Source organism: Chitinophaga ginsengisegetis, from assembly GCF_900168065.1.
In the GTDB taxonomy this organism is placed as follows: Bacteria; Bacteroidota; Bacteroidia; order Chitinophagales; family Chitinophagaceae; genus Chitinophaga; species Chitinophaga ginsengisegetis.
Genome location: NZ_FUZZ01000001.1, coordinates 968,892 through 991,181, shown reverse-complemented (window position 1 = coordinate 991,181; position 22,290 = coordinate 968,892). Strand labels below are relative to the sequence as shown.

Sequence of the window (22,290 nt, the reverse complement as noted above, 5' to 3'; positions counted from 1 at the left end):
AAAATTGCTCATTATGGAGCAGGTTTCTCCAGGGTCATAAAGAGATTGTTTAATGATTCTGCATAGAGCGGATGGGCAAACACCATTTCGCGTATCTGGGTGGCGGTGATACCGCCCAGCATGGCCATTTGCAGGATAGACATGATTTCGCCGCCTTCTGTGCCTATTACAGCGGCGCCCAGGATTTTATTGGTATGTTCATGCACCAGCGCTTTCATAAAACCTCTTGTTTGCCCCGTTTCTATGGCCCTGGCAACTTTGTCCATACTCAGGCAGGCTATTTTAAACGGGATACCTTCTTTCCGCGCTTCTTTCTCCGTAATGCCGATACGTCCGAGTTGCGGATCGGTGAACATACAATAAGGCACCTGACGGTCTTTTATACCGGTGTTTGCATTTTCAAAAAGGTTCTTATAAATAATGAGATGATCGTTGTAGGAGATATGTGTGAATGCAGGACCGCCTTTTACATCGCCGAGGGCATAGATGCCAGGTTCGGAGGTTTCCAGCTTGTCGTTTACCTGTATAAATCCCTTTTCATCCGTGAGTACATTTGTTTGCTGCAGTTGCAGCGCTGCAGTTTGTGGCGTGCGGCCGGTTGCTATTAGTATATGCGTACCCGTTATAGTGTCTTTATCTTCCCCGGTAGTAATATCCACGCTGATCTTTTTCCCGTTGCGGGATATATGGGTTACCTGTGTACCCGTGTGGATCTGCATGTTTTCCGACTCCAGCATTTTTTTTATCACTGCCGCCACATCGGCATCTTCTTTTGATACCAGTTGTGAAGCGGATTCTATCACGGTAACGTGACTGCCTAAACGTTGATAGAGCTGTCCCATTTCCAGCGCGATGTAACTGCCTCCTAGAATGATCAGTTCCTTCGGAATTGTTACTTCATCGAGCAGTGTGGTGGAAGTGAGATACGGTACATCCGCAAGACCAGGGATGGGCGGAATGAAAGGCGTGGCGCCGGTATTGATAAAAATGTGATCTGCTGTTAGTATATTTTCTTCTCCCTTATGCCCGGTTACCTTGATTGTTTTATGACCGGTGAAGACAGCCGTTCCCATGAAGATGCTTACATTGTTTGATTGTAAACCTTTGATTGTTCCTCCGCGGAATTCTGTTACGATATTATTTTTCCGGGCTACAATAAAAGGCAGATCCACCATGAACCCGTGGCTGTGAACGCCCCAGTCTTTACTATGAAAAACAGTATGTGCCACTTTTGCGCAGGCGATCATTGCTTTGGTAGGGGTGCAGCCGTCGTTAATGCAGGTGCCACCGGCATAGCGTTGTTCAATGATAGCAGTTTTCCAGCCTTTTTCTTCCAGTTTTTTTGCCAGCGGGTTTCCACCCTGACCGGATCCGATTACTATTGCGTCAAATTTCTGCATACGGAAAGATTTAGGATGCGGGGCCAAAGATTATACCAACGAAAAGTAAGTAAATTTTGCGAATAAAAGGGGGATCGCCTCCGGCGATGGTCTTTCTGCGGATTTTGTCTAAGGCAAAATCCGCGTAATATCTTTATCTTTGCGGCTGCTGCGAAAAAATATAGATTTTGGTAAAGATTGATAACATAACGCTTCCTGATTTTCCTTTGCTGCTGGCGCCTATGGAGGATGTGAGTGATCCGCCTTTCCGGGCGGTATGCAAGGATGCCGGCGCTGACCTGATGTACACGGAATTTATTTCCAGTGAAGGGTTGATCCGTGATGCCATTAAGTGCAGGAAGAAGCTCGATATTTTTGAATATGAGCGCCCGGTGGGGATACAGATCTTTGGCGGGGATGAAGACAGCCTGGCGATGGCGGCCAGGATCGTAGATGTTACCAATCCTGACCTGCTGGATATCAATTTTGGCTGTCCTGTGAAAAAGGTGGCCGGAAGAGGCGCCGGCGCCGGTGTGCTGAAGGACCTCGACCTGATGGTGCGGCTCACCGAAGCCTGCGTAAAGGCCACTAAGCTGCCTGTTACCGTGAAAACCAGGCTGGGATGGGACGACGACTCAAAGAATATCGAAGAAGTAGCAGAACGGTTGCAGGATGTAGGCATCAAAGCCCTGGCGATTCACGGACGCACCCGTTGCCAGATGTACAAAGGCGAAGCCGACTGGACCCTCATCGGCAAAGTAAAAAACAATCCCCGTATACATATTCCCATTTTTGGCAATGGAGATATCAACAGCCCGCAGAAGGCGCTGGAGTATAAAAACCGTTACGGCGTGGATGGCATCATGATTGGCCGCGCGGTGATTGGCTATCCGTGGTTATTCCGGGAGATCAAACACTATGTGAATACCGGTGAAATAATGGCCGGCCCCACCCTGGAAGAACGCATTGCCGTAAGTAAGAAACACCTCCGCCTGTCGGTAGAATGGAAAGGACCGGTACAGGGGATCAACGAAATGCGTGGCTGCTATGCCAATTACCTGAAGGGGTTACCTGATATCAAACAATTCCGTACGCGGCTGGTGACTATGAAAACCGTGGAAGAGGTAGAAGCTGTACTGGATGAGATTGAAGCCTACTACAAAGGTATTGAGCTGGCTAACGCCCCGATTGAATTAATTGATTATCATCAGAAGTGCCCATTATAGACAGAAAATTTTATGATATAATAAAACTAATTATGCGTTTGTTTTGTTATATCATAAAATTTATAAGATGTCAAGATTTTTCCTATTCGCCACTGCGCTTGTTCTTAGCACCATAGGCCTCTTTTCCTGCCACACATCTCCCGAAGAAAAAACAAATACAGACAGCACTGCTGCCGTTTTACCGGATGTTTCCAATACCCATGAGCTGGGATACCGGGAACAGCAACAGATTGAAAAAGTGATTTATGGTTTCTGCGAGCATTTCGATAACAGCGATCTGAATAAATGCGTGGAGTTTATGGATGATAACATCCGTGGTGAAATAGACGGGGTGAAATTAAAAGGTAAACAAAACTGGACCGCTAAAATAGATTCCCTGGTAATGAGTATCCGGAATACGCATTACCAGTCGAGGCACCTTATTTCCAATATGCAGTTTTACCCTGGCACCAATGATACCGTGCGGGTAACGATGTACGCCAGTAACCTCTGGACAGACCTTACCACCGGGCAGATTCAACTGATGTCTGTTGGTTATTACAAAGGAAAGGTGGTGAAGAAAGACGGAAAATGGTTTATCGCCGTGTTGAACTCTTTGCCGGATAGCCGGCTGGTAAAGAAATTTTACCAGGATGTTCACAGCGATCGTGAGGTGTTACAATAGTGAATGGTTTTATCGTATAAAGAAAAGGTGAAGGATTATGTCCTTCACCTTTTTCATTTTATTTCACCAGCATATGACTGGTAATATTACCGGGAACGGTCTGGTAGCTGTCGAATGTGAGCGAAGCAGCGGCCCTTCCGGAAGAGAGTGTACGCAATACCGTTATATAACCGAATAATTCGGATAATGGTACCATTGCGGTGATGGTTTGCACAGATCCATCCATCTCCATTTGTTTGATCACACCGCGGCGCCGGTTCAGGTCGCCGGTGAGGGTGCCGGTAAATTCTTCCGGCATGGTTACCGTTACTTTCATCCAGGGTTCCAGCAGGCGGGGAGCGGCTTTCGCCGCTACGCTTTTGAACCCGGTGATAGCTGCGTGTTCAAAATCCAGGGCGTGGGAGTCGTTGCTATGAATGGAACCATCCAGCAATCTCACGCGCATGGACTTTACGGGATAACCTGCCAGGGCGCCGTTGTGCATGGCCGACTCGAAACCTTTACTGATCGCAGGGATGAATTCTTTTGGAATAGCACCGCCTTTGATTTCGTTGATAAATTCCAGTCCTGTTGCCTGTTCATCGCCGGGTGATAATTCAAACTGGATGTCCGCAAAGTTACCGGAGCCACCGTTTTGTTTCTTATACACTTCACGATGGGTAACGGCCTGCGTAAATATTTCCTTGTACGCGATCTGCGGCTGTCCTTTGTTGATATCGAGATGATATTGTGTGGCCAGCTTTTCCAGCACCACTTCCAGGTGGAGTTCGCCCATACCTTTCAAAATCGTTTGGCCGGTAGCGTTATCCACTGTTACGGTGAGCGTAGGATCTTCTTCCAGCAACCTGTTTAAGGCATCGCCCAGTTTATCATTATCTTTCGCAGATTTCGCCTCAATCGCATACCCGATCATGGGTTCCGGGAAGCTGATTTTTTCCAGCAATACCGGGTGATCCGGATGCGAAAGGGAGTCGCCTGTTTTCACATCTTTCAGTCCTACTACCGCGCCGATATCGCCGGCGCCTATCTCTTCCACTGTCTCATATTTATCGGACATGATCCGCATCAAACGGCTGATCCTGACCTTGCGGCCGGTGCGGCTGTTCCAGAGTGTATCGCCGTTGCGCAATACGCCTGCATATACACGTACTAACGTTAACTTCCCTACGTAGTCGTCGGTGATGATCTTAAACGCCAGTGCAGCCAGCGGCGCACTTTCGCTAACGGGAATCATCACTGTTGCTTCCGTTTCCGGATCAGTGGCTTTTACATCGCCAATGTCTGAAGGCGCAGGAAGATAGGTAGCCACTGCATCGAGCAGGGGCTGTATACCTTTGTTCTTATAGGCGGCGCCAGCCAGTACGGGTACGGCTTCCAGGCGGATGGTAGCACCGCGCAGTGCGGTGTAAATGTCTTCCGGAAGAATACTGTTGGGAGCAGTGGTATATTTATTCAGTAAGGATTCATCCAGCAGAGACAATTCTTCCAGTAAATAATTACGTGCTTCCAATGCTTCGTTCAGCAAGGCCGCCGGGATATCGAGCGTTTCATATGTTTTACCGTCGGCGGTGTTCCATACGAGCGCTTTCATGGTAATGAGGTCTATCACCCCGGTGAAGTCATCTTCCGCACCAATGGGCAATTGCACCGGCAGCGCATTAGCGTTTAGCCGTTGGCGTATGTCGCTTACTACGCGGCGGAAATCCGCGCCCTGCCGGTCCATTTTATTGATGAACGCAATGCGGGGAATATTATAGTGATTCGCCTGATGCCATACTGTTTCCGACTGGGGCTGTACGCCGGACCGGGCGCAGAATACGGCTACGGCGCTGTCTAACACCCGCAATGAACGCTCCACTTCAGCGGTGAAGTCCACGTGGCCGGGCGTATCAATGATATTGATCTGCCAGGTATGATCCTGGTGCTGCCAATAGGTAGTGATAGCAGCAGAGGAAATGGTAATACCTCTTTTTTCTTCCTGCGGGTCGCTATCCATTACGGTGTTGCCTTCGTCTACGTTGCCAAGTTTATGTGTGAAGCCGGTGAAGTAAAGCATGCGTTCTGTAAGCGTTGTTTTACCTGCATCGACATGTGCCATGATACCTATATTTCTAAAATCCGCTAAGCGTTTCATATATTCTTATTTAAAAAAGGAATTAAAAAAGGCCCCTCATCTGGTAATGAGCGGCCTTTGCTTTATACAACAGGAAGTCTGCATTACCGGACGAGCCGCGTAAATGACATTGATGCTTTAATAATAAATTTCCTGTTGGTGCTCATTGTGATTAATTGTTTGCTAAAGAAACTGTTGGAGATATTGGGGGGAAGCAAATAAAAAGGCCTCTTCGGATGAAGAGGCCCTTGAAAAAGATTTCAGGAGTTATATATTAACCTCTCATATCCGGGATGGATTTGCCTCCCCGTCTTGAATTAAGACAATGCGGGTACTTGCAATTACCGCTCTGATAACGGTAGTTGCGTAACTGCATGCCTGATATGTGAGATAGTTGTTCATATACTTTTTAAATTGCACCGCAAAGATAGGTTGTTTTTATTTAATAAACTAATCTGAAGGAAGGATGTCCACAGGTCCTTTTTCTTCTATTTGTACAAAAATATCTCCTATATATACTGGTGTCTCCATTTTGTTCCGTCGTAATTTTGCGTCTGCAAATCGATAAGCGCACAAAAATCTGATGAAAAAATTGAGTTTATATAGTCTCACGATGGGAGGCTTTAGTATAGGGATGACGGAATTTATGATGATGGGTGTTTTGCCGGATGTGGCCAACTCGCTTGATATCACTATTCCTGTTGCCGGGCACCTGATCTCGGCTTACGCACTGGGTGTAGTAATAGGCGCTCCGCTGATGGTAGCGCTGGCAGGTAATTTTCCTCCGAAAAAGGTATTGATAGGGCTGATGCTGGCATTTGGACTGTTCAACAGTTTATTTGCCATTGCGCCGGGGTATGAGTGGCTGGTAGTAGCCCGTTTGTTTGCCGGATTGCCGCATGGCGCTTTCTTTGGCATGGGCGCGGTAGTGGCCAGCCGTTTGGCAGAGCCGGGAAAGGAAGCCAGCGCTGTATCCGTGATGTTTGCAGGGCTAACGATTGCCAATATCATTGGTGTACCGCTGGGAACGTACATCGGGCATAATTACAGCTGGCGTATTTCCTTTCTTATAGTGGGGGTAGTGTCCCTGATGGCAGCGGGCAGCGTGAAGTTGTGGATGCCAGTGATACCGGTTACCAATAACAGCAGCTTCCTGGAAAGCCTGGGTATTTTCAAAAAGATGGATATGTGGCTCATCATCGGGGTATCTGCAATTGGTACCGGCGGACTTTTCGCCTGGATCAGTTATATCGCTCCATTGATGACGGAGGTAGCCGGTTTTGAGAGCAATATGATCACTATTATCATGATCATTGCCGGCGTGGGCATGGCAGTGGGTAATTTTATGGGAGGCCGGCTGGCCGACCGTTTTTCACCGATCGTGACTACCGGATTTTTGTTGCTGGCCATGATCCTGTCGCTGCTCATAGTAAGCCTGGTAAGTCACTATAAAGTTCCTGCCATTATCATGACCTTTGTTACCGGCAGCATTGCCTTTGCCGTGATAGCACCCATGCAGATGCTGATGATCAATACCGCCAAAGGCGCGGAAATGCTGGCCTCTTCGTCTATGCAGGCCAGCGCCAATATCGGGAATGCGCTGGGGGCTTTCCTGGGCGGACTGCCCCTTGCAGCTGGCTATAGTTATACTTCACCGGAATATGTAGGCGCGGCGCTCGCATTTACCGGGCTGGTGTTGTGTGTTATATTATACGTCCGTTTGAACAAACCGGCCTCCCTGGCGTTTCAAACAGTAAAATAAAATCTCCATTATATGAATATTACAGACATTAACGGTACTGTGCAATTATCGAATGGTGTACAGATGCCTTATTTCGGATTAGGTGTTTTTAAAACAAAAGAAGGACAGGAAGTGATTGATTCAGTGACTTATGCACTGGATGCCGGTTACCGGCATATAGATACCGCTGCTATTTATGGTAATGAAGAAGGAGTGGGTATTGCCATTGAAAAAAATGCGACAGACAGAAAGGATATTTTCCTGACTACGAAAGTATGGAATGCGGATCAGGGCTACGACAGCACCCTGAAAGCTTTTGATACCTCCCTGGAGAAACTGAAAACAGACTATCTTGACCTGTACCTGGTTCACTGGCCGGTAAAGGGTAAGTATAAAGAAACCTGGCGCGCAATGGAGCAATTGTATGCAGATGGCCGCGTAAAAGCTATTGGCGTCAGCAATTTCCTGCAACATCACCTGGAAGACCTGTTCCAGAGCGCGAAGGTACTGCCTATGGTGGACCAGCTGGAATTCCATCCTTACCTGGTACAGCCTTCCCTGCTGGATTTCTGTCAGAAAAACAACGTACAGTTTGAAGCCTGGAGCCCGCTGATGCAGGGTAAGGCGTTTGACGTGCCATTGCTGAACGAACTTGCGGAGAAATATAAAGTGTCAGTAGCACAATTAGTATTAAGATGGGACCTGCAGAAGGATGTGGTGACCATTCCTAAAAGCATTCGCCAGGACAGGGTGATTTCCAACGCGCAGTTGTTCAATTTTGAGATCAGTAAAGAAGATGTGTTGAAGATAGATGCGCTGGATCGTGGAGAAAGGGTAGGACCAGACCCGGACAATTTCAACTTTTAATATTTTTAGCGGAGGGATTTCCCTCCGCTATTTTTTTATGCTTCGGCGAGCGCCGAAAATAGTTTATCAATGTCCGCCTTGTTGTTATAGAAGTTTAAGGCTACCGTTAGTCTGTTATTTTTATATCTCGCCTGGATATTATTCTTTTCAATTTTCTCATTTTGCGTGGGTGTAATTTCCAGCAGTTGTATGGCAGAAAGATGCTCCGGCGGATAGTTTGACAACAGCCGGATACCTTGTGCAGCCGCCTTTTCCGCCAGGTAGGTGACTAGCTCCCCGACATATGCCTCTATATCGGGAATGCCCGTACGATGAAGATATTTTAGTGCCTCTCCCAATAAAAGTATATTTACAAACGGCGGTGTGCCGGGCTCAAATACCGTGGCATCTTTTTTAGGTGTGAAGTTCGTATAGTCCTTTACTGACTGGAAATCGGCCGTTTCATAATCCACATTATACCAGCTCATCACCTGTGGGGGGTATTGATCCAATATTTTCTGCGACACATACATTGCGCCGGTACCATAACCGGCAGTGACCCATTTGTATGCGTGGAAGATGAGGACATCGATATTACATTCCTGCACATCAATGTCGTTGACGCCAAAGGATTGCGTGGCATCTACTATATGGATGAGCTGATGTTGTTTGCATAGTTCGCCAATGGCTTTCAGGTTTTGCCGGAAGCCGGTTCTGAACATCACGTGGCTGGTGATCAGGATACGGGTGGCCGGGGTGATTTTAGCGGCGATGTCTGCAACGGAGATCTGGTTATGGTCATCACTATCTACGAAATGCAGGGTATGACCGTTGTGCATCCAGCCTACAAAGCTGCTGGGAAATTCATCCCGCATGGTGATGATTTCATAGTGTTTTGGAAACATCCCGTACAGGAGGATCATAGCCTGCGAGGTATTGGTGATGAACGCAATTTCACTGGCCTTTGCGCGGATCATTTCACCAACGAGCGTCCTTACTTCATTGGCCTGGTGATCCCAGCCGGGCATCACTCCGCGGCCTTTTTCACTCAGTTCTGTGAAAAGCGCCGTTGCCCTTTGCACCAAAGGAGTGCTTACCGGTCCGCCGCCGTTGGTAAAAAAATAAGCAGCGTTGTTACATACGGGGTAATCGGCCCTGATCTTTTCCCATTTAGTCATACTATTTTATTAATTTCTTCACGATAATAAACAAAATAAACCATTGGTGGGATACCGCCATACGATTATGTTTTTTATATGATAACTTGCGCAGAGGTGGAATATCTTATAGAAAAAAATCAGGTTTAGCATGTTGAGAAAACAGTTTTTCATTTTTGGTGCTTTCATACTTTTATTTACATCAAACGCAGCGGCGCAGCAGCCGGCGCTGTTCAGGCGGGCGGATGCGCCGCTGAACGACCGGGTGAACGACCTGCTGCATACCCTTACGCTATCTGAAAAAATATCATTGCTGGGATATAACAGTCCGGCGATAGACCGGTTGCAGATCCCTGCCTATAACTGGTGGAATGAGGCGTTGCATGGTATTGCACGAGGTGGCGAAGCCACCGTATATCCGCAGGCGATAGGGCTGTCGGCTACCTTTAATGCGCCGCTGGCCAGGGAAGTAGCCAACACCATTTCCACGGAAGCCCGTGCTAAATATAACCTGGCCGTGCAGCAGCACCGGCATGTGCAGTATATGGGGCTTAACTTCTGGACTCCTAACATCAATATCTTCCGTGATCCCCGCTGGGGCCGTGGCCAGGAAACATACGGTGAAGATCCTTATCTCACTGCTACCATGGCGGGCGCTTTTGTGCAGGGCTTACAGGGGGATGTTCCCGGTGCGCTGAAAACGGCTGCCTGTGCCAAACACTTTGCCGTGCACAGCGGCCCCGAAGCCGACCGGCACAGCTTTAATGCCATCATCGATGAAAAGGACCTGCGGGAAACCTATCTCTATGCGTTTAAGAAACTGGTGGATGGCAAAGTAGAATCGATCATGTGCGCGTATAACCGGGTGAACAGTCAGCCTTGCTGCACCGGCAATACACTGTTGCAGGACATCCTGCGGCATGAATGGAAATTCGGCGGACAGGTAGTTACCGACTGCTGGGCGCTGGATGATATCTGGCTGCGTCATAAAGCTATTCCTACCCGCGAGGAAGTGGCGGCAGCGGCGGTGAAAGCAGGCGTTAATCTTGATTGCGCCAATATTTTACAGGATGATGTGATGAAAGCCATTGATAAGGGCTGGCTGACAAGCGCGAATGTAGACAGCGCCCTCAGCGCCACCCTGCGTACGCGCATAAAGCTGGGGCTACTGGATGCCCCGGCAGCAAGTCCTTACAGCGCCTATGGCGCCGATAGCGTAAATAACAGCTATCACGCCCGGCTGGCCCGTGAAGCGGCCAGGGAAAGCATGGTATTGCTGAAAAACGACGGCGTATTGCCCTTAACTGCCGATAAATATGCTTCCATGCTGGTGACGGGTTCCAACTCCGCATCGCTGGAAGCCCTGATGGGCAACTATCACGGCGTATCGGGCGATATGGTTACTTTCGCCGCAGGACTGGCCAAAGCCGCCGGTCCGGGTATGGCCATGCAATACGACCAGGGATGCGACTTTACAGATACCCTGCATTTTGGTGGTATCTGGGCTTCGCAGAACTGTGATGTGACGGTAGCGGTGATTGGCTTAACGCCTTTACTGGAAGGAGAAGAAGGAGACGCATTCCTTTCCTCTTCCGGCGGCGATAAAAATACACTGAGCCTGCCCCGCTCACAGATCCTGTTCATGAAGAAATTAAGGGAAGCGCATAAGAAACCTATCATTGCCGTGATTACTGCCGGCAGCGCGGTAGATGTGTCGGCCATCGCGCCCTATGCAGATGCGGTGATCCTGGCGTGGTATCCGGGAGAACAGGGCGGTAACGCCCTCGCGGATATCATCTTCGGAAAATATTCGCCCGCAGGGCGGTTGCCGGTTACTTTTTATCAATCCCTGCAGGACTTACCGGACTACAAGGACTATAGCATGAAAAACCGCACCTACCGGTATTTTAAAGGTAAAGCAGCGTATCCTTTTGGCTACGGCCTCAGCTATACGAAGTTTGACTATGCCTGGCATACGGCTCCGGCAAAGGAGTACCGCAGCAAAGATATTATTCGTGTATCCGTAGCCGTTAAAAACACCGGCGACTTTGATGGCGACGAAGTAGTACAGGCCTATATCACTTATCCAAACATGGAACGTATGCCGGTGAAGGAATTGAAAGCATTCAGGCGGGTGCATGTAAGCAAGGGCGGAGAAGAAATAGTGGAACTGGAACTGCCGGCAGCAGAGTTACAGAAATGGGATTTACAGCAACATGCCTGGAAATTATACAAAGGCACGTATAAAATCAATATAGGAAAGAGTTCAGAGAGCTTCCTGCTGTCGCAGGAATTTAAAGTGAAGTAATAAATAGCAGCAGGGAAGTATTCAATGCTTCCCTGCTGCTATAAATCCACTATACCACCATACGGTCCACCACCTTCTTCAGCGTGAGCCCCTGTACAATAATAGAGAACAATACCACAAAGTAACTGGCTGAAAGGATAATTTCCTTGTAGGGTGATTCCGGTAATGACAGTGCCAGTGCAACGGAGATGCCCCCACGTAGTCCTGCCCACACCAATATAGTAATGCTTTTATAATCCGTTTTCAGGGAGCGTTTTAATACAATGGCGGGGATGGTAATACTCAGCGCCCGCGCGATCAGTACAAATAAAGTGGCCATCAGACCAGTGAACCAATAGTTTTGCAGGAATGGCATGATCACAATCTGCAACCCAATCATCACAAACAGGATGGTATTCAACAGCTCGTCGATGAGGCTCCATATGTTATGAAAATAGTGCTGAATTTCTTCTGCATTTTTTGTACCCAGGGAAGTATTACCCAATATCAAACCGGCGGAAACCGCCGCCAGTGGAATGGATACGTGCAGCATGGCGCCTACTACGGAAATCACCATTACCATCGATAGAGACACCATTACAATGATATTGAAATCATCTACACGCTTCATGGTTCTGTAAGCAACAATGGCGGAAACAACGCCCAGCAGGATACCGCCGAATACTTCCTGTGAAAATAACGCCGCAGCATGTGACAGTGAAACATGGCTATCTGCCTGTCCGGCTACTTCTTTCAGGATCACAAATAACAGGATGCCGGTACCATCATTGAGCAAAGACTCCCCGCCAATAATAGTTTCAAGGGCAGGAGGGACTTTTGATTTTTTCAAGATAGACAATACCGCTACCGGATCGGTAGGAGAAATGAGTGCGCCAAACAATAGGCAATATACCAGCGGAATATCAATGTGAAGCAGTGTTGTGGTCCAGTACAGCAGGAATCCGAATATAAAGGTAGAGCCGATAACTCCCACAGTACTCAGTACCAGTACGGGATACCGCTGTGCTTTTAACTTATTGAAATCGAAATGTAATGCGCTGGCAAAAAGCAGGAAGCCTAACATTACGTCCAGCAGGGTGCCTGTAAAATCAATACCGTTGGTTACATCTTTAATAAAAGTAAATGCGCCGGGAAAAATTTTACCTGTCAGCGAAATCAGTAATGACAACAGGAGCGAAACCACGATCACGCCTATGGTTCCCGGGAGTTTGATGAATCGGTTGTTGATGTAGGAAATTAATGCACTAATGGTAACTAAAGCCGTTATCAGCGTAAATGTGTTCATAAGTAATCGAATAATGCCGGTTAAAAAATCAGGTTCCTAATGTTGCTACAGTGGTTTTAAAGATAGAAAAAAATGTAGCAAATCAAAGCCGGACCGGCATTAAGGGATTATTTTTTCCTGGAAGACTTAGCATTTACGTTAAATTCTAATGCCATTTTAATCCAGTATTGTAATTGTTTTTTTGTGTGGAGTTCATTTTCATCTACAAAAATAAATCCTTTCATCTCCTTCCCGCCATGAATCATTACTTCAGCGCCAGCGGAGGATTCCACTACTTCGTCTGATTTGGAAGGGTCAATCCTTACCATCATTTTATCGGGTCGTACGCCCACGCACATTTTATCGTTTACCATGAAGCATAAACCGCCAAACATTTTCTTTTCGGTGATATTATCGGTGGAAGCAGAAAGAATTTCGCGTACGCGGTCAGCGAGTTTTTCATTATATGCCATTGGAATATTTTTTTGGGAGATGTTAAAGGTACAACTTCCTTTAATTTCCGTATTGTTTTTCCATGGCTTCTCTTAGCAGGGAGAGTGCCGGGAAAACAAATATACCGGCCCGGCAGGTATTCTCAGATTCTCTATATAATATTGTAAAGAAATTTATAGCTATGGCCTGCATGGATATTTTTTACCGCTTCCTGAAACAGCTGCATCCGGTGTCTGAAGCCGACTGGCAGCTGCTATCCGCTGGTTTGTGCGTACAGCAGGTGAAAGAAGGAACTGTGCTGCTGCCGGAAGGCAAGGTGCCACGGGAGCTGTTCTTTATCTGTGCAGGTATATTACGCCTGGTGAAGCGCACGGATGAAGGTGAAGATATCACCATATTTTTTCTGAAAGAAAATAGGTGCGCCACCATACTAGGCAACTATCTCGAAGAAACGCCATCTCCTTATGTATTGGAGGCGGTGTGTGATGCCGATGTAATTGTATTACATAAGGAATACCTGTTGCGGCTATACGAAAAAATCCCTTACCTCAAATCCCTGATAGATCAGATTACACGACAGGGCCTGCTGGAAAAGGTCCTGGCCCGGAATGAATACCTGGGGCTGGATGCCTCGGAGCGTTACCGGTATTTCCTGCAAAAAGAACCGGATATTGTTTCCCGCGCGCCATTGAGTACCATTGCTTCTTTCCTGGGTATTACGCAACAGTCGCTCAGCCGGATCCGGAAAAATGGCCATCGTTGACGCTTTTTACCATTTGTTAAATGACGCTTGCCAGCGGCTGCCGAATTTTGTGTTCATAAAAAATACAATTATGAATACGGATCTGACAGGAAAAAAAGTATTGGTATTAGGCGGTTCGGCCGGCATCGGTTTAGCAACAGCACAGGCGGCAGCAGCGGCAGGAGCAACGGTGATCATTGTTTCCAGTAACCCCGGAAAAGTTAAGAAAGCCTTGACTACGCTACCGGAAACGGCGGAGGGCTTTTCGGTGGATCTTGGAAATGAAGCAGCAGTGCGTGATTTCTTCCGTACTTCGGGCGCCTTTGATCATTTGGTATTTACAGCCGGTGGTTCTTTTCCATTCGGACAGGTGGAAGATCTTACCGCTGCTGAGTTGCAGGAAGCATTTCAACTACGTTTCTTTGGCGCATTCAATGCGATAAAACATGGCAGTAAGAACATATTGCCGGGAGGATCTGTGGTATTGACCACCGGTATCGCTAACCTGCGTCCGCAGAAGGGTTGGGCTGCCGGGGCCTGCATCTGTGGCGCTATGGAGGGTTTTACCCGTATGCTGGCCGTAGAACTGGCGCCTATCCGGGTAAATGCTGTATCGCCAGGTATTGTGAAAACAGCTCTCTGGGAAGGAATGCCGGAGGCCGACCGCGAAGCCATGTATCAACAGGCAGCAGGCGTGCTCCTGGCGGGACGTGTGGGCCAGCCGGAAGATATTGCACAAACGTATTTGTATTTGATGCAGAACGGATTCAGCACCGGGCAGATAGTGGTGGTAGATGGCGGCGCTGTATTGGTTTAATGCGCGATGGTAGCGGCGCCGGGCACCGCTGCCACAGCCGTTTTAATATTCCGGCGGCATACCAGTAATATAAACAACGCCAGCAGCGAAGTGCCGCACATGGTGATCGCCATCGGTGTGGCCGTATGTGTATTGTATAAGCTTACTACCGTGGAGGCAAGCGCACCTATTCCCATTTGCGTAGCGCCCATCAGCGAAGAGGCACTGCCCGCATTTTTACTGAACGGCGCCAGCGACAATGCAGAAGTGTTGGGATTGATAAAGCCCAGGCAGCAAAGGTATATGAACAACAACACGATGATACCGGCTAATGATAAAAAGTTATTCCAGGCGCATACTATGAAAATAAGCCCGGTGATAGTTTGACAAACCAGCGCCACCGGTACTATCTGCTGACTGCTGAACCGTTTCAACAACTGGCTGTTCACCTGGCTGGAACCTATCAGTCCTACAGAGAGGCCCGCAAAGATCCATCCGTACGCTTTGTCACTGAGCTTGTAAATATCCATGAACACCTGCGGCGAAGCCGACACATAAGCGAACAGTCCTGAAAAAGAAATGGCGCCCGCAAAGGTGTAGGTATAAAACTGTGGTTCGCTTACCACCGACAGGAAGTTGCTGATAATGGGACCGGGCTTCAGCGACATCGACGTATCCGGCTGATAACTTTCCGGCAGCCAGAGGATGGTGGCGATCAGGATCAGCGCACCCATGATACCTAATATGAGGAATACCGCATGCCAGCTAAAGGCGCTGGTTACATAACTGCCTACGGTAGGCGCAATCATGGGGGAAGTACCCACCACCAGCATCAACAATGCAAATACTTTAGCATTGTCTTTTACCGGGAAAAGATCACGTACCATTGCTACCGAAGCTACTGCTGCAGCGCAGCTGCCTATGGCCTGGATAAAGCGGAGTATGATGAGCCCGTTCAGAGATGATATATACATACAACCGATAGAAGAGATCACATACAGCACGAGTCCTATATACAACGGCTTCTTCCTGCCAAACCGGTCCAGCAGCGGACCATACAGCAGTTGTCCGGCTGAAATACCAATAAAAAAACTGGAAAGCGACAACGCCACCCTGGTGGGATCTACTCCCAGATCCTTTCCTATAGCCGGAAAGCCGGGAAGATACATGTCGATCGAAAAGGGTCCTAATGCTGTGAGCGTACCGAGAATCAGAATAAGAAAGAAATATTTCGATTTCGAAAGTTCGTTGGTCAAAATAATATGGCTTTTAAAAATGTCCCTGCAAAAGTAAGAAGAAATATGCCCCTTCCGGTAATGTGGATGTTATCTTCTCCTGATTTTACCCGGAGAAGACAAGCAGCTGCATTTATCCCTGTGTAATATTGGTGAGGAAATCGTAGAGCCCTGTTTCACCGGGTATGTTTAGTTTCTTGCGAAGCCGGTACCGGCTGGTTTCCACGCCTCGGACGGAAATGCCCATCGACTGGGCTATTTCTTTGGTAGTAAGATTAATGCGCAGGTAAGCACAAAGTTTGAGATCGGTAGTAGTTAAATCCGGGTATTGTTTTTTAAGGGTACGCAGGAAATTATTATGCACTTCATCAAAATGTTGGGAGAACTGTGCCCAGTCTTCTTCGTTATTTTCTGCTTCTTCAAACAACCGCATTACTTTTTTGAAAGAAGGAAGCGCTTCCGGGTCATTGGTTTTCTTTACGCTTTGTATCAGCTCTTCACGGATGTTGGAAATCAGTTTGCCTTTCTGTACGAGGTGCATGGTAGCAGTAGCCAACTCTTTGTTTTTATGTTGTACATCTGATTCCAGTTTCTCATTGCGCAGCTGGATCAGCTGTTTCTCATTTCTTTCCAGTTCCAGCTGGTGCTGAAAAATGAGATGTTGCTGTTCCTGCAGATGTTTATCTTTCTGCGCAGCAAATTTTTTCTTTTGACGCCTGTACAGATACCAGATCAGCCCGGTGAGCAGTAATACATATACCGCCTTCGCCATATAGGTTTGATACCAGGCGGGCAAAATGGTAAAAGAATAACTGGCGGCCGCGGAGATATTGCCGAGGTTATCTTTCGCCTTCACCGAAAAAATATATTCTCCGTAAGGAAGATTGGTGTATTCCTTTTCTGTTTTAGCCGTCCATTCGCCGGGTTGCTTATCGAAGCCAGCCAGCTGATAGCTGTAAGTGATGTGATTGCCTTGCTCCGCGGGGGGAACGGTATATTCAAAATGAAAACTGTTAAACGCATTTGGCAGTACCACTGGTGGCTGCGGACCGGCAGTGTGGTAGCCGCCATACAGCAGGGTATCTTTCCGGCTGGTGGCTTTTATTTGCCCCAGTAGCACTGACAGGCCGGCATCATGACGGGAGTATTTTTTATAGTTAAGATGATAAATGCCTTTGTCGCCTCCAAAAAAGATATTCTCTTCGTTAAAGGGATAAATGAATTCAAAGCCGCCTACTATTTTCCCGGTGAGTTCGGGGAACCAGGTAATTGTTTGCTGTTGCGGGTTCAATACGCCCGGCTTTTTATCCGCCACCAGCCAGATGTTGCCGCTGCTGTCTTCCGAAAGGTATTGCACCGCTACGTTTTTCAACGGGGTAAATACGCCTGTTGACGGAATGAATTGTTGCCGGGCTTCATCAAATTCATAGATGCCTTTCATCGTAGCGGCTACCATTCGCTGTTGAATACGGAAAACGTAATTATTGTAGGTAGAAGGCAGTCCGTCTTTTTGCGTGAACAGCCGGTAGTTCAGGGCTGTATCATTTTTGAGCGTGAGCAGGTACACGCCGCGGTAGGGGTGTGACGACCAGATACGTTGCTGCGGGTCTACTGCCAGGAAGCGCAGGGATTCATACAAACCGGAGAGGTGCCGGTTAACATTCACCTGCGAACCGTTGTAGCGGATAAGTGCCAGGCCATTGTAGCAGCCGGTGAGGATATTGTTGGGGAGCGGCAGGTATGCCCAGCAGCCCAGGTCTTTCAGCAGCGCGGTGGCTTTGTTGCCGGTGATTTCAAATGTTCCTTCCTGGTGGGCCATCAGCAGGTGGGAGCCGATAGCAGAAAGGTTCCATACCTGGCCACGGGTGTTGGCTACGGGCTGGAAGTTGCCTTTGGAATAGCTGAGGTCTGTAACCGTGTCCAGGGGCGTGCTGTATAACCCGTCGGAGGTACCGATATAAAGATGCTGATTAAACACCTTCGCCGTGTAAGTGGTGAGGGAATTATGTTTGGCGGGTAGTATCTGTTTAATAGCGGTGTTGTACCGGAGCTGATCGATGCCGTTGTCCAGCGCCAGCCAGATGTTATGGCGGGGATCAGCAAACAGCCGGAGCACATTATTGTTCTGGAGGCCCTCGTCCATGCTGAATTGCTGGATCACTTTGCCGTTGACGGCGTTGATCATAAAACATCCTTTGGAGAAAGTGCCCACGGCCAGCTGCCCGTTATCCAGGGGGATAGCACAGTAAATACGGCTGCTCCTGAAAACAGTATCAGCTTCTGTTTGCAGTGGGATCAGCTGCTGATGCGCGATGCGGAAGAGGCCATCTTTGAGGGTGGCTACCAGCAGGGTATCATTTTTTTCTTCGAGGAAAGCGGTGATCAGGAGGGATTTGTCTTTGGCGGCAACGCAAACGGGTTGCCATTGGCCGTTGACCAGTTTCAGTAATCCCTGTTGGATGTCCTGTGCATAGAGATGGTGGGCAGTACTCCCCATTATTTTCCATTCCCCGGGGGCATTGTACACTTCCATCTGCCGGTTACGCCAGCCAAATATTTTATTGTTGCTTTTGAAGTAAACGCCATTGTTGTGGAAGGCAATATTCCAGATATCCGCGAATTCTGTTTGTCCTGCGGGGATATTTTTTTTGAGAGAAGTATATTCCAGGATACCATTCTTATTGGGCAGATAATACCCGAAGTCGTCCTGTGCGCCTACATAAATCTTCCCGTCCGGCGCCACCTTTACGGCACGCAGCCGGGTATTGTTGGGAACAGGGTACAGCTTCCAGTAGTTGCCGTTGAAGGTAAGAAGCCCTTCGTTGTTGGCGAAATACAGGATGCCTTTGTGGTCGATATCGATGTCCCAGGTTTGGCCATTTCCCTGGTATTGGGCTTTGCTGAAATTTACAACAGCGGGTAGTCCGATCGTATTCTGGGCTAATAATATTTTTCCGTGGAATAAAAGGGCCAGCAACAGCAAATGCTTCATCTAAAAAGCGTTTTACTAAATGTAAAATTTTTTTGCTGATGTAGGTAAGAAGTAATGAAGATAGATTAGCAATCAATGATTTAATCCCATCTGAAGTAGAAATGACGTAGTGCCGGAAATGATTTTTTCCTTTTAAATACTGATCTTGGCCATCGTTATTTTTCTTTTTAAAGACACATTTTACATGCTAAAATTCCACGTTATAGCACTCACGTTATTATTGGCCTCAATGCTGCCTGCTAACGGGCAGGGATATCTGAAAACCCAGGGGCCCGTTATTGTTAATGAAAAAAATGAGAAAGTAATCCTCCGGGGAATGGGCCTCGGCGGCTGGATGCTGCAGGAAGGGTATATGTTCCGCCTGGGCAATATTGGCCAGCAATACAGGATCCGCGAAAAGATCCGGGAACTGATAGGACCGGAAAAAACACAGGCATTTTATGATGCATGGCTTACCAGTCATACCACCAGGAAGGATATTGACTCAATGGCAGCATGGGGATTTAATTCCGTTCGCCTGCCCATGCACTTCGATCTGTACACGCTTCCGGCAGAGGAAGAACCGGTAGCCGGGCAAAATACCTGGTTGGAAAAAGGGTTTGCTCTTACTGATTCCTTACTGAACTGGTGTAAGGCCAATCATATGTACCTGATCCTCGATCTGCACGCCGCACCCGGAGGGCAGGGGAACGATTTGCCTATCTCCGACAGACACCCTGAAAAGCCATCTCTCTGGGAAAGCGAAGCTAACAGGAATAAAACTATTGCCTTATGGCGCAAGCTGGCAGCGCGCTACGCCAATGAGCCCTGGATAGGCGGTTACGATATTATCAACGAACCCAACTGGGGATTTGAAGACGCCGGAGATAAGAGAGGCACCAAAGAAACAAAGAACATTCCCCTGAAACAGCTGATGGTGGCTATCACCAAAGCCATCCGGGAAGTAGATCAAAAACACATCATCATTATAGAAGGAAATGGTTTCGGGAATAGTTACAAGGGCATTTTGCCCGCCTGGGATAGTAATATGGTGATCAGCTTTCACAAATACGGCAACTTCACCAATGCAGCTTCCATCCGGAATTTCCTGGATTTACGGGAGCAATACAACCTCCCGCTGTGGCTGGGCGAGTCCGGAGAAAATTCCAACAACTGGTTCACTAATACCATCAGCATGGTGGAAAGCAATGACATTGGCTGGGCATGGTGGCAGCTGAAAAAGATCGGGATCAACAACCTGCTGGAAATAAAAATTACACCCGGTTACCAGGCGCTCCTGGACTACTGGAACGGCAAAGGACCCGCACCGGCGGCAGATGAAGCCTATCGCGCACTGATGGAATTTGCCGCTAACACCCGGATTGAAAATAATATTTATCATAAAGATGTGACAGATGCCATGTTCCGCCAGGTGGCTTCCGGTAAGGCCATTCCTTTCAGGGAACATATCATAAAAGACAAGGCTGTGATCCGCGCCGTGGACTATGACCTGGGACGAAATCTTTCTGCTTATAACGACCTGGATACCGCGAGTTACCATTATACGCCCGGTGTAAATACACAGGGAAACCGCGGCCATGCTTACCGCAATGATGGTGTGGATATAAAAAAGGAAAACAATGAGTTCGTGGTATTTAATATTGAAAGCGGCGAATGGTTGCAGTATACCACCCGGGTGGCCGCTGCAGGGAACTACATCCTTACCATAAAAATAAAAGCAGATACCGGTAGCGCCAGGTTTAACATCAGCAATAATGGCAAAGTGCTGGCAGCAGATCTCGCCGCGCCATCCGATGATCAGCCGGTGATAGTGAAAAATATCCGCCTGGCAAAGGGTGAGCAACGCATCCGGGTGGAATTTGTGCAGGGCGGAGGCATGTTTAGCGAGATGATCTTTGAAAGAAAGTAAGAGCGCAATTGACAGCGGTGATTGTTTTACCCCTGGGGAAGACAATCACCGCGAAGTACTTTTGACGTAGCCCTGAATTTTGTTAGCCCGGTTACAAACAGCATATTTACTCCACATGATAAAATTAGCTCCACGTTGATCCATTAGCCTTATTTGTTCACCTTTTTATTAATTGTACATTCCATGAAAGAAAAACTGATCTCCATTAGCGTAGGTTCCTTCCTGTTAATGGTAATGATGACTGCCTGTAAAAAAGAGGCAAAAACAACCAATAATCTGCAACCTTTGGAAGCCCGGCCTGCTGCGGAAGAAGTGCAGGCGGCGGCCGCAGCTTACACGCTGATCTGGTCTGACGAATTTGACGGTACCAGTGTAAACACTTCCAAATGGTCTTTTGAAACCGGTCCGGGTGTTAATAATGAGAAGCAGTATTACCAGTCGTCCAATGCCAGTGTGAGCAACGGCAACCTGGTGATCACCGCAAGGAAGCAGTCGGTGAACGGCTGGCCTTATACATCCGCACGCATGAACACCGCCGGGCATTTTACCACACAATATGGGCGTATTGAAGCGCGGATTAAACTGGCCTCCGGGCAGGGCTTATGGCCTGCGTTCTGGATGCTGGGCAACAACATAGGCTCCGTAGGCTGGCCCAAATGCGGCGAAATAGACATTATGGAGCAGGTAAATACCAGCAATACTATTTATGGCACCATTCACTGGGATGCCAACGGCCATGTTTCCTATGGCGGCACTTCCAGTACTACTATTACAGATTACCACGTATATGCGGTAGAGTGGGATGCCAGCGCTATCCGCTGGTACCTGGATGGTAACCAGTTTGCAACAGCCAATATCCAGAACAATATCAACAGCACAGAAGAATTCCACAACCAGTTCTTTATCATCCTGAACATGGCTGTGGGTGGCGATTTCCCCGGACAAACCATCGATGAAAGTAAACTCCCCGCCAATATGTATGTTGACTATGTAAGGGTATACTCCATTTCCAACAGCGGCGGTAATGCGCCCATTGGCAGCACCATTACCCTCAAAGGATTTAACAATGCCTTTGTAAGCAGTGAAAACGGCACACAGGCCATGACCTGTAACCGCGCTACTGCACAGGGCTGGGAACAGTTTACGGTAGAAGATGCCGGCGGTGGCAAGGTGGCGTTGAAAAGCCAGGGTAAATACGTTTCATCAGAAAACGGCGTTAACCCGATTACGTGTAACCGTACCAGTGTGAGCGACTGGGAGAAATTTGACTGGGTGGTAAACACAGACGGCAGCATTGCACTCCGCGGAAATAACGGGCGATATGTATCGTGTGAAAACGGTACACAGGCCATGACCTGTAACCGTACCACTATTTCCGGCTGGGAGTCGTTCCGGTATTGATTTATATAGGTTGATGGATCCGGCCGGCTGTGTTTACGGCCGGCTTTTTATTGATCCGGCAAGA

At 48.0% G+C, this 22,290-nt stretch carries 16 protein-coding genes; 9 read left to right on the top strand and 7 right to left on the bottom strand.

Annotation, left to right across the window (positions count from 1 at the left end; all coding sequences use genetic code 11):
• Positions 1-11 precede the first annotated feature (11 nt).
• Complete coding sequence (locus tag B5Z18_RS03745) at positions 12-1,400, bottom strand: mercuric reductase (protein WP_079468045.1); 1,389 nt, start codon at positions 1,398-1,400, stop codon at positions 12-14.
• Between the two features lie 167 nt (positions 1,401-1,567).
• Between B5Z18_RS03745 and dusB the strand changes: the two genes are divergently transcribed.
• Positions 1,568-2,605: a tRNA dihydrouridine synthase DusB gene (gene dusB / locus B5Z18_RS03740; protein WP_079468044.1), complete on the top strand. Its 1,038-nt coding sequence runs from the start codon at positions 1,568-1,570 to the stop codon at positions 2,603-2,605.
• 67 nt (positions 2,606-2,672) lie between these two features.
• Positions 2,673-3,269 (top strand): nuclear transport factor 2 family protein, encoded by a 597-nt coding sequence (locus B5Z18_RS03735; protein WP_079468043.1) that lies wholly within the window; start codon positions 2,673-2,675, stop codon positions 3,267-3,269.
• A gap of 58 nt (positions 3,270-3,327) precedes the next feature.
• Here B5Z18_RS03735 and fusA read toward each other — a convergent pair whose 3' ends face one another.
• Positions 3,328-5,403, bottom strand: a complete 2,076-nt coding sequence (fusA, locus tag B5Z18_RS03730) for an elongation factor G (RefSeq protein WP_079468042.1) — start codon at positions 5,401-5,403, stop codon at positions 3,328-3,330.
• 562 nt (positions 5,404-5,965) lie between these two features.
• Between fusA and B5Z18_RS03725 the strand changes: the two genes are divergently transcribed.
• Together B5Z18_RS03725 and B5Z18_RS03720 are read left to right on the top strand one after the other, a co-directional pair.
• Positions 5,966-7,144 (top strand): MFS transporter, encoded by a 1,179-nt coding sequence (locus tag B5Z18_RS03725; RefSeq protein ID WP_079468041.1) that lies wholly within the window; start codon positions 5,966-5,968, stop codon positions 7,142-7,144.
• 12 nt (positions 7,145-7,156) lie between these two features.
• Positions 7,157-7,990 (top strand): aldo/keto reductase, encoded by an 834-nt coding sequence (locus B5Z18_RS03720; RefSeq protein ID WP_079468040.1) that lies wholly within the window; start codon positions 7,157-7,159, stop codon positions 7,988-7,990.
• Positions 7,991-8,025: 35 nt separating this feature from the next.
• Here the strand turns inward: B5Z18_RS03720 and B5Z18_RS03715 are convergent, their stop codons facing one another.
• A complete protein-coding gene (locus B5Z18_RS03715) occupies positions 8,026-9,147 on the bottom strand; it encodes an aminotransferase class V-fold PLP-dependent enzyme (RefSeq protein WP_079468039.1) in 1,122 nt (373 codons plus the stop codon).
• Between the two features lie 130 nt (positions 9,148-9,277).
• On the opposite strand from B5Z18_RS03715, the gene B5Z18_RS03710 reads away from it, so the two are divergent.
• On the top strand, positions 9,278-11,434 hold the full coding sequence (locus B5Z18_RS03710; RefSeq protein WP_079468038.1) for a glycoside hydrolase family 3 protein: 2,157 nt from the start codon (positions 9,278-9,280) through the stop codon (positions 11,432-11,434).
• A 49-nt stretch (positions 11,435-11,483) separates the two neighbouring features.
• Here B5Z18_RS03710 and B5Z18_RS03705 read toward each other — a convergent pair whose 3' ends face one another.
• Both B5Z18_RS03705 and B5Z18_RS03700 read right to left on the bottom strand, forming a co-directional pair.
• The gene (locus tag B5Z18_RS03705) at positions 11,484-12,719 is read right to left on the bottom strand and encodes a cation:proton antiporter (protein ID WP_079468037.1); all 1,236 of its coding nucleotides are present in this window, start codon (positions 12,717-12,719) and stop codon (positions 11,484-11,486) included.
• Positions 12,720-12,826: 107 nt separating this feature from the next.
• A complete protein-coding gene (locus B5Z18_RS03700) occupies positions 12,827-13,171 on the bottom strand; it encodes a TfoX/Sxy family protein (protein WP_079468036.1) in 345 nt (114 codons plus the stop codon).
• Positions 13,172-13,341: 170 nt separating this feature from the next.
• Between B5Z18_RS03700 and B5Z18_RS03695 the strand changes: the two genes are divergently transcribed.
• Positions 13,342-13,914 (top strand): Crp/Fnr family transcriptional regulator, encoded by a 573-nt coding sequence (locus tag B5Z18_RS03695; RefSeq protein ID WP_159454177.1) that lies wholly within the window; start codon positions 13,342-13,344, stop codon positions 13,912-13,914.
• Between the two features lie 70 nt (positions 13,915-13,984).
• Entirely contained in the window at positions 13,985-14,710 is a 726-nt protein-coding gene (locus tag B5Z18_RS03690) for an SDR family oxidoreductase (RefSeq protein WP_079469965.1), read from the top strand.
• On the opposite strand, the gene B5Z18_RS03685 is transcribed toward B5Z18_RS03690, so the two are convergent.
• Positions 14,707-15,945 carry a multidrug effflux MFS transporter gene (locus B5Z18_RS03685; protein ID WP_079468034.1) on the bottom strand — a complete coding sequence of 413 codons (1,239 nt, stop codon included), beginning with the start codon at positions 15,943-15,945 and terminating at the stop codon, positions 14,707-14,709. The two genes, B5Z18_RS03690 and B5Z18_RS03685, sit on opposite strands and share 4 nt — an antisense overlap.
• A gap of 112 nt (positions 15,946-16,057) precedes the next feature.
• The gene (locus tag B5Z18_RS03680; RefSeq protein WP_079468033.1) at positions 16,058-18,916 is read right to left on the bottom strand and encodes a triple tyrosine motif-containing protein; all 2,859 of its coding nucleotides are present in this window, start codon (positions 18,914-18,916) and stop codon (positions 16,058-16,060) included.
• A 184-nt stretch (positions 18,917-19,100) separates the two neighbouring features.
• Between B5Z18_RS03680 and B5Z18_RS03675 the strand changes: the two genes are divergently transcribed.
• Together B5Z18_RS03675 and B5Z18_RS03670 are read left to right on the top strand one after the other, a co-directional pair.
• A complete protein-coding gene (locus tag B5Z18_RS03675; RefSeq protein ID WP_079469964.1) occupies positions 19,101-20,825 on the top strand; it encodes a cellulase family glycosylhydrolase in 1,725 nt (574 codons plus the stop codon).
• A 183-nt stretch (positions 20,826-21,008) separates the two neighbouring features.
• Positions 21,009-22,226, top strand: coding sequence for a family 16 glycosylhydrolase (locus tag B5Z18_RS03670; RefSeq protein ID WP_079469963.1), 1,218 nt, complete (start codon positions 21,009-21,011; stop codon positions 22,224-22,226).
• The last annotated feature ends 64 nt before the right edge of the window (positions 22,227-22,290 follow it).

Bases quoted from the DNA above. Each gene is read 5' to 3' on its own strand.
- B5Z18_RS03690 (WP_079469965.1), top strand. From the start codon at position 13,985: ATGAATACGGATCTGACAGGAAAAAAAGTATTGGTATTAGGCGGTTCG.
- B5Z18_RS03675 (WP_079469964.1), top strand. From the start codon at position 19,101: ATGCTAAAATTCCACGTTATAGCACTCACGTTATTATTGGCCTCAATG.
- B5Z18_RS03735 (WP_079468043.1), top strand. From the start codon at position 2,673: ATGTCAAGATTTTTCCTATTCGCCACTGCGCTTGTTCTTAGCACCATA.
- B5Z18_RS03705 (WP_079468037.1), bottom strand. From the start codon at position 12,719: ATGAACACATTTACGCTGATAACGGCTTTAGTTACCATTAGTGCATTA.
- B5Z18_RS03695 (WP_159454177.1), top strand. From the start codon at position 13,342: ATGGATATTTTTTACCGCTTCCTGAAACAGCTGCATCCGGTGTCTGAA.
- B5Z18_RS03745 (WP_079468045.1), bottom strand. From the start codon at position 1,400: ATGCAGAAATTTGACGCAATAGTAATCGGATCCGGTCAGGGTGGAAAC.
- B5Z18_RS03720 (WP_079468040.1), top strand. From the start codon at position 7,157: ATGAATATTACAGACATTAACGGTACTGTGCAATTATCGAATGGTGTA.
- B5Z18_RS03725 (WP_079468041.1), top strand. From the start codon at position 5,966: ATGAAAAAATTGAGTTTATATAGTCTCACGATGGGAGGCTTTAGTATA.
- B5Z18_RS03700 (WP_079468036.1), bottom strand. From the start codon at position 13,171: ATGGCATATAATGAAAAACTCGCTGACCGCGTACGCGAAATTCTTTCT.
- B5Z18_RS03670 (WP_079469963.1), top strand. From the start codon at position 21,009: ATGAAAGAAAAACTGATCTCCATTAGCGTAGGTTCCTTCCTGTTAATG.
- B5Z18_RS03680 (WP_079468033.1), bottom strand. From the start codon at position 18,916: ATGAAGCATTTGCTGTTGCTGGCCCTTTTATTCCACGGAAAAATATTA.
- B5Z18_RS03715 (WP_079468039.1), bottom strand. From the start codon at position 9,147: ATGACTAAATGGGAAAAGATCAGGGCCGATTACCCCGTATGTAACAAC.
- fusA (WP_079468042.1), bottom strand. From the start codon at position 5,403: ATGAAACGCTTAGCGGATTTTAGAAATATAGGTATCATGGCACATGTC.
- B5Z18_RS03710 (WP_079468038.1), top strand. From the start codon at position 9,278: ATGTTGAGAAAACAGTTTTTCATTTTTGGTGCTTTCATACTTTTATTT.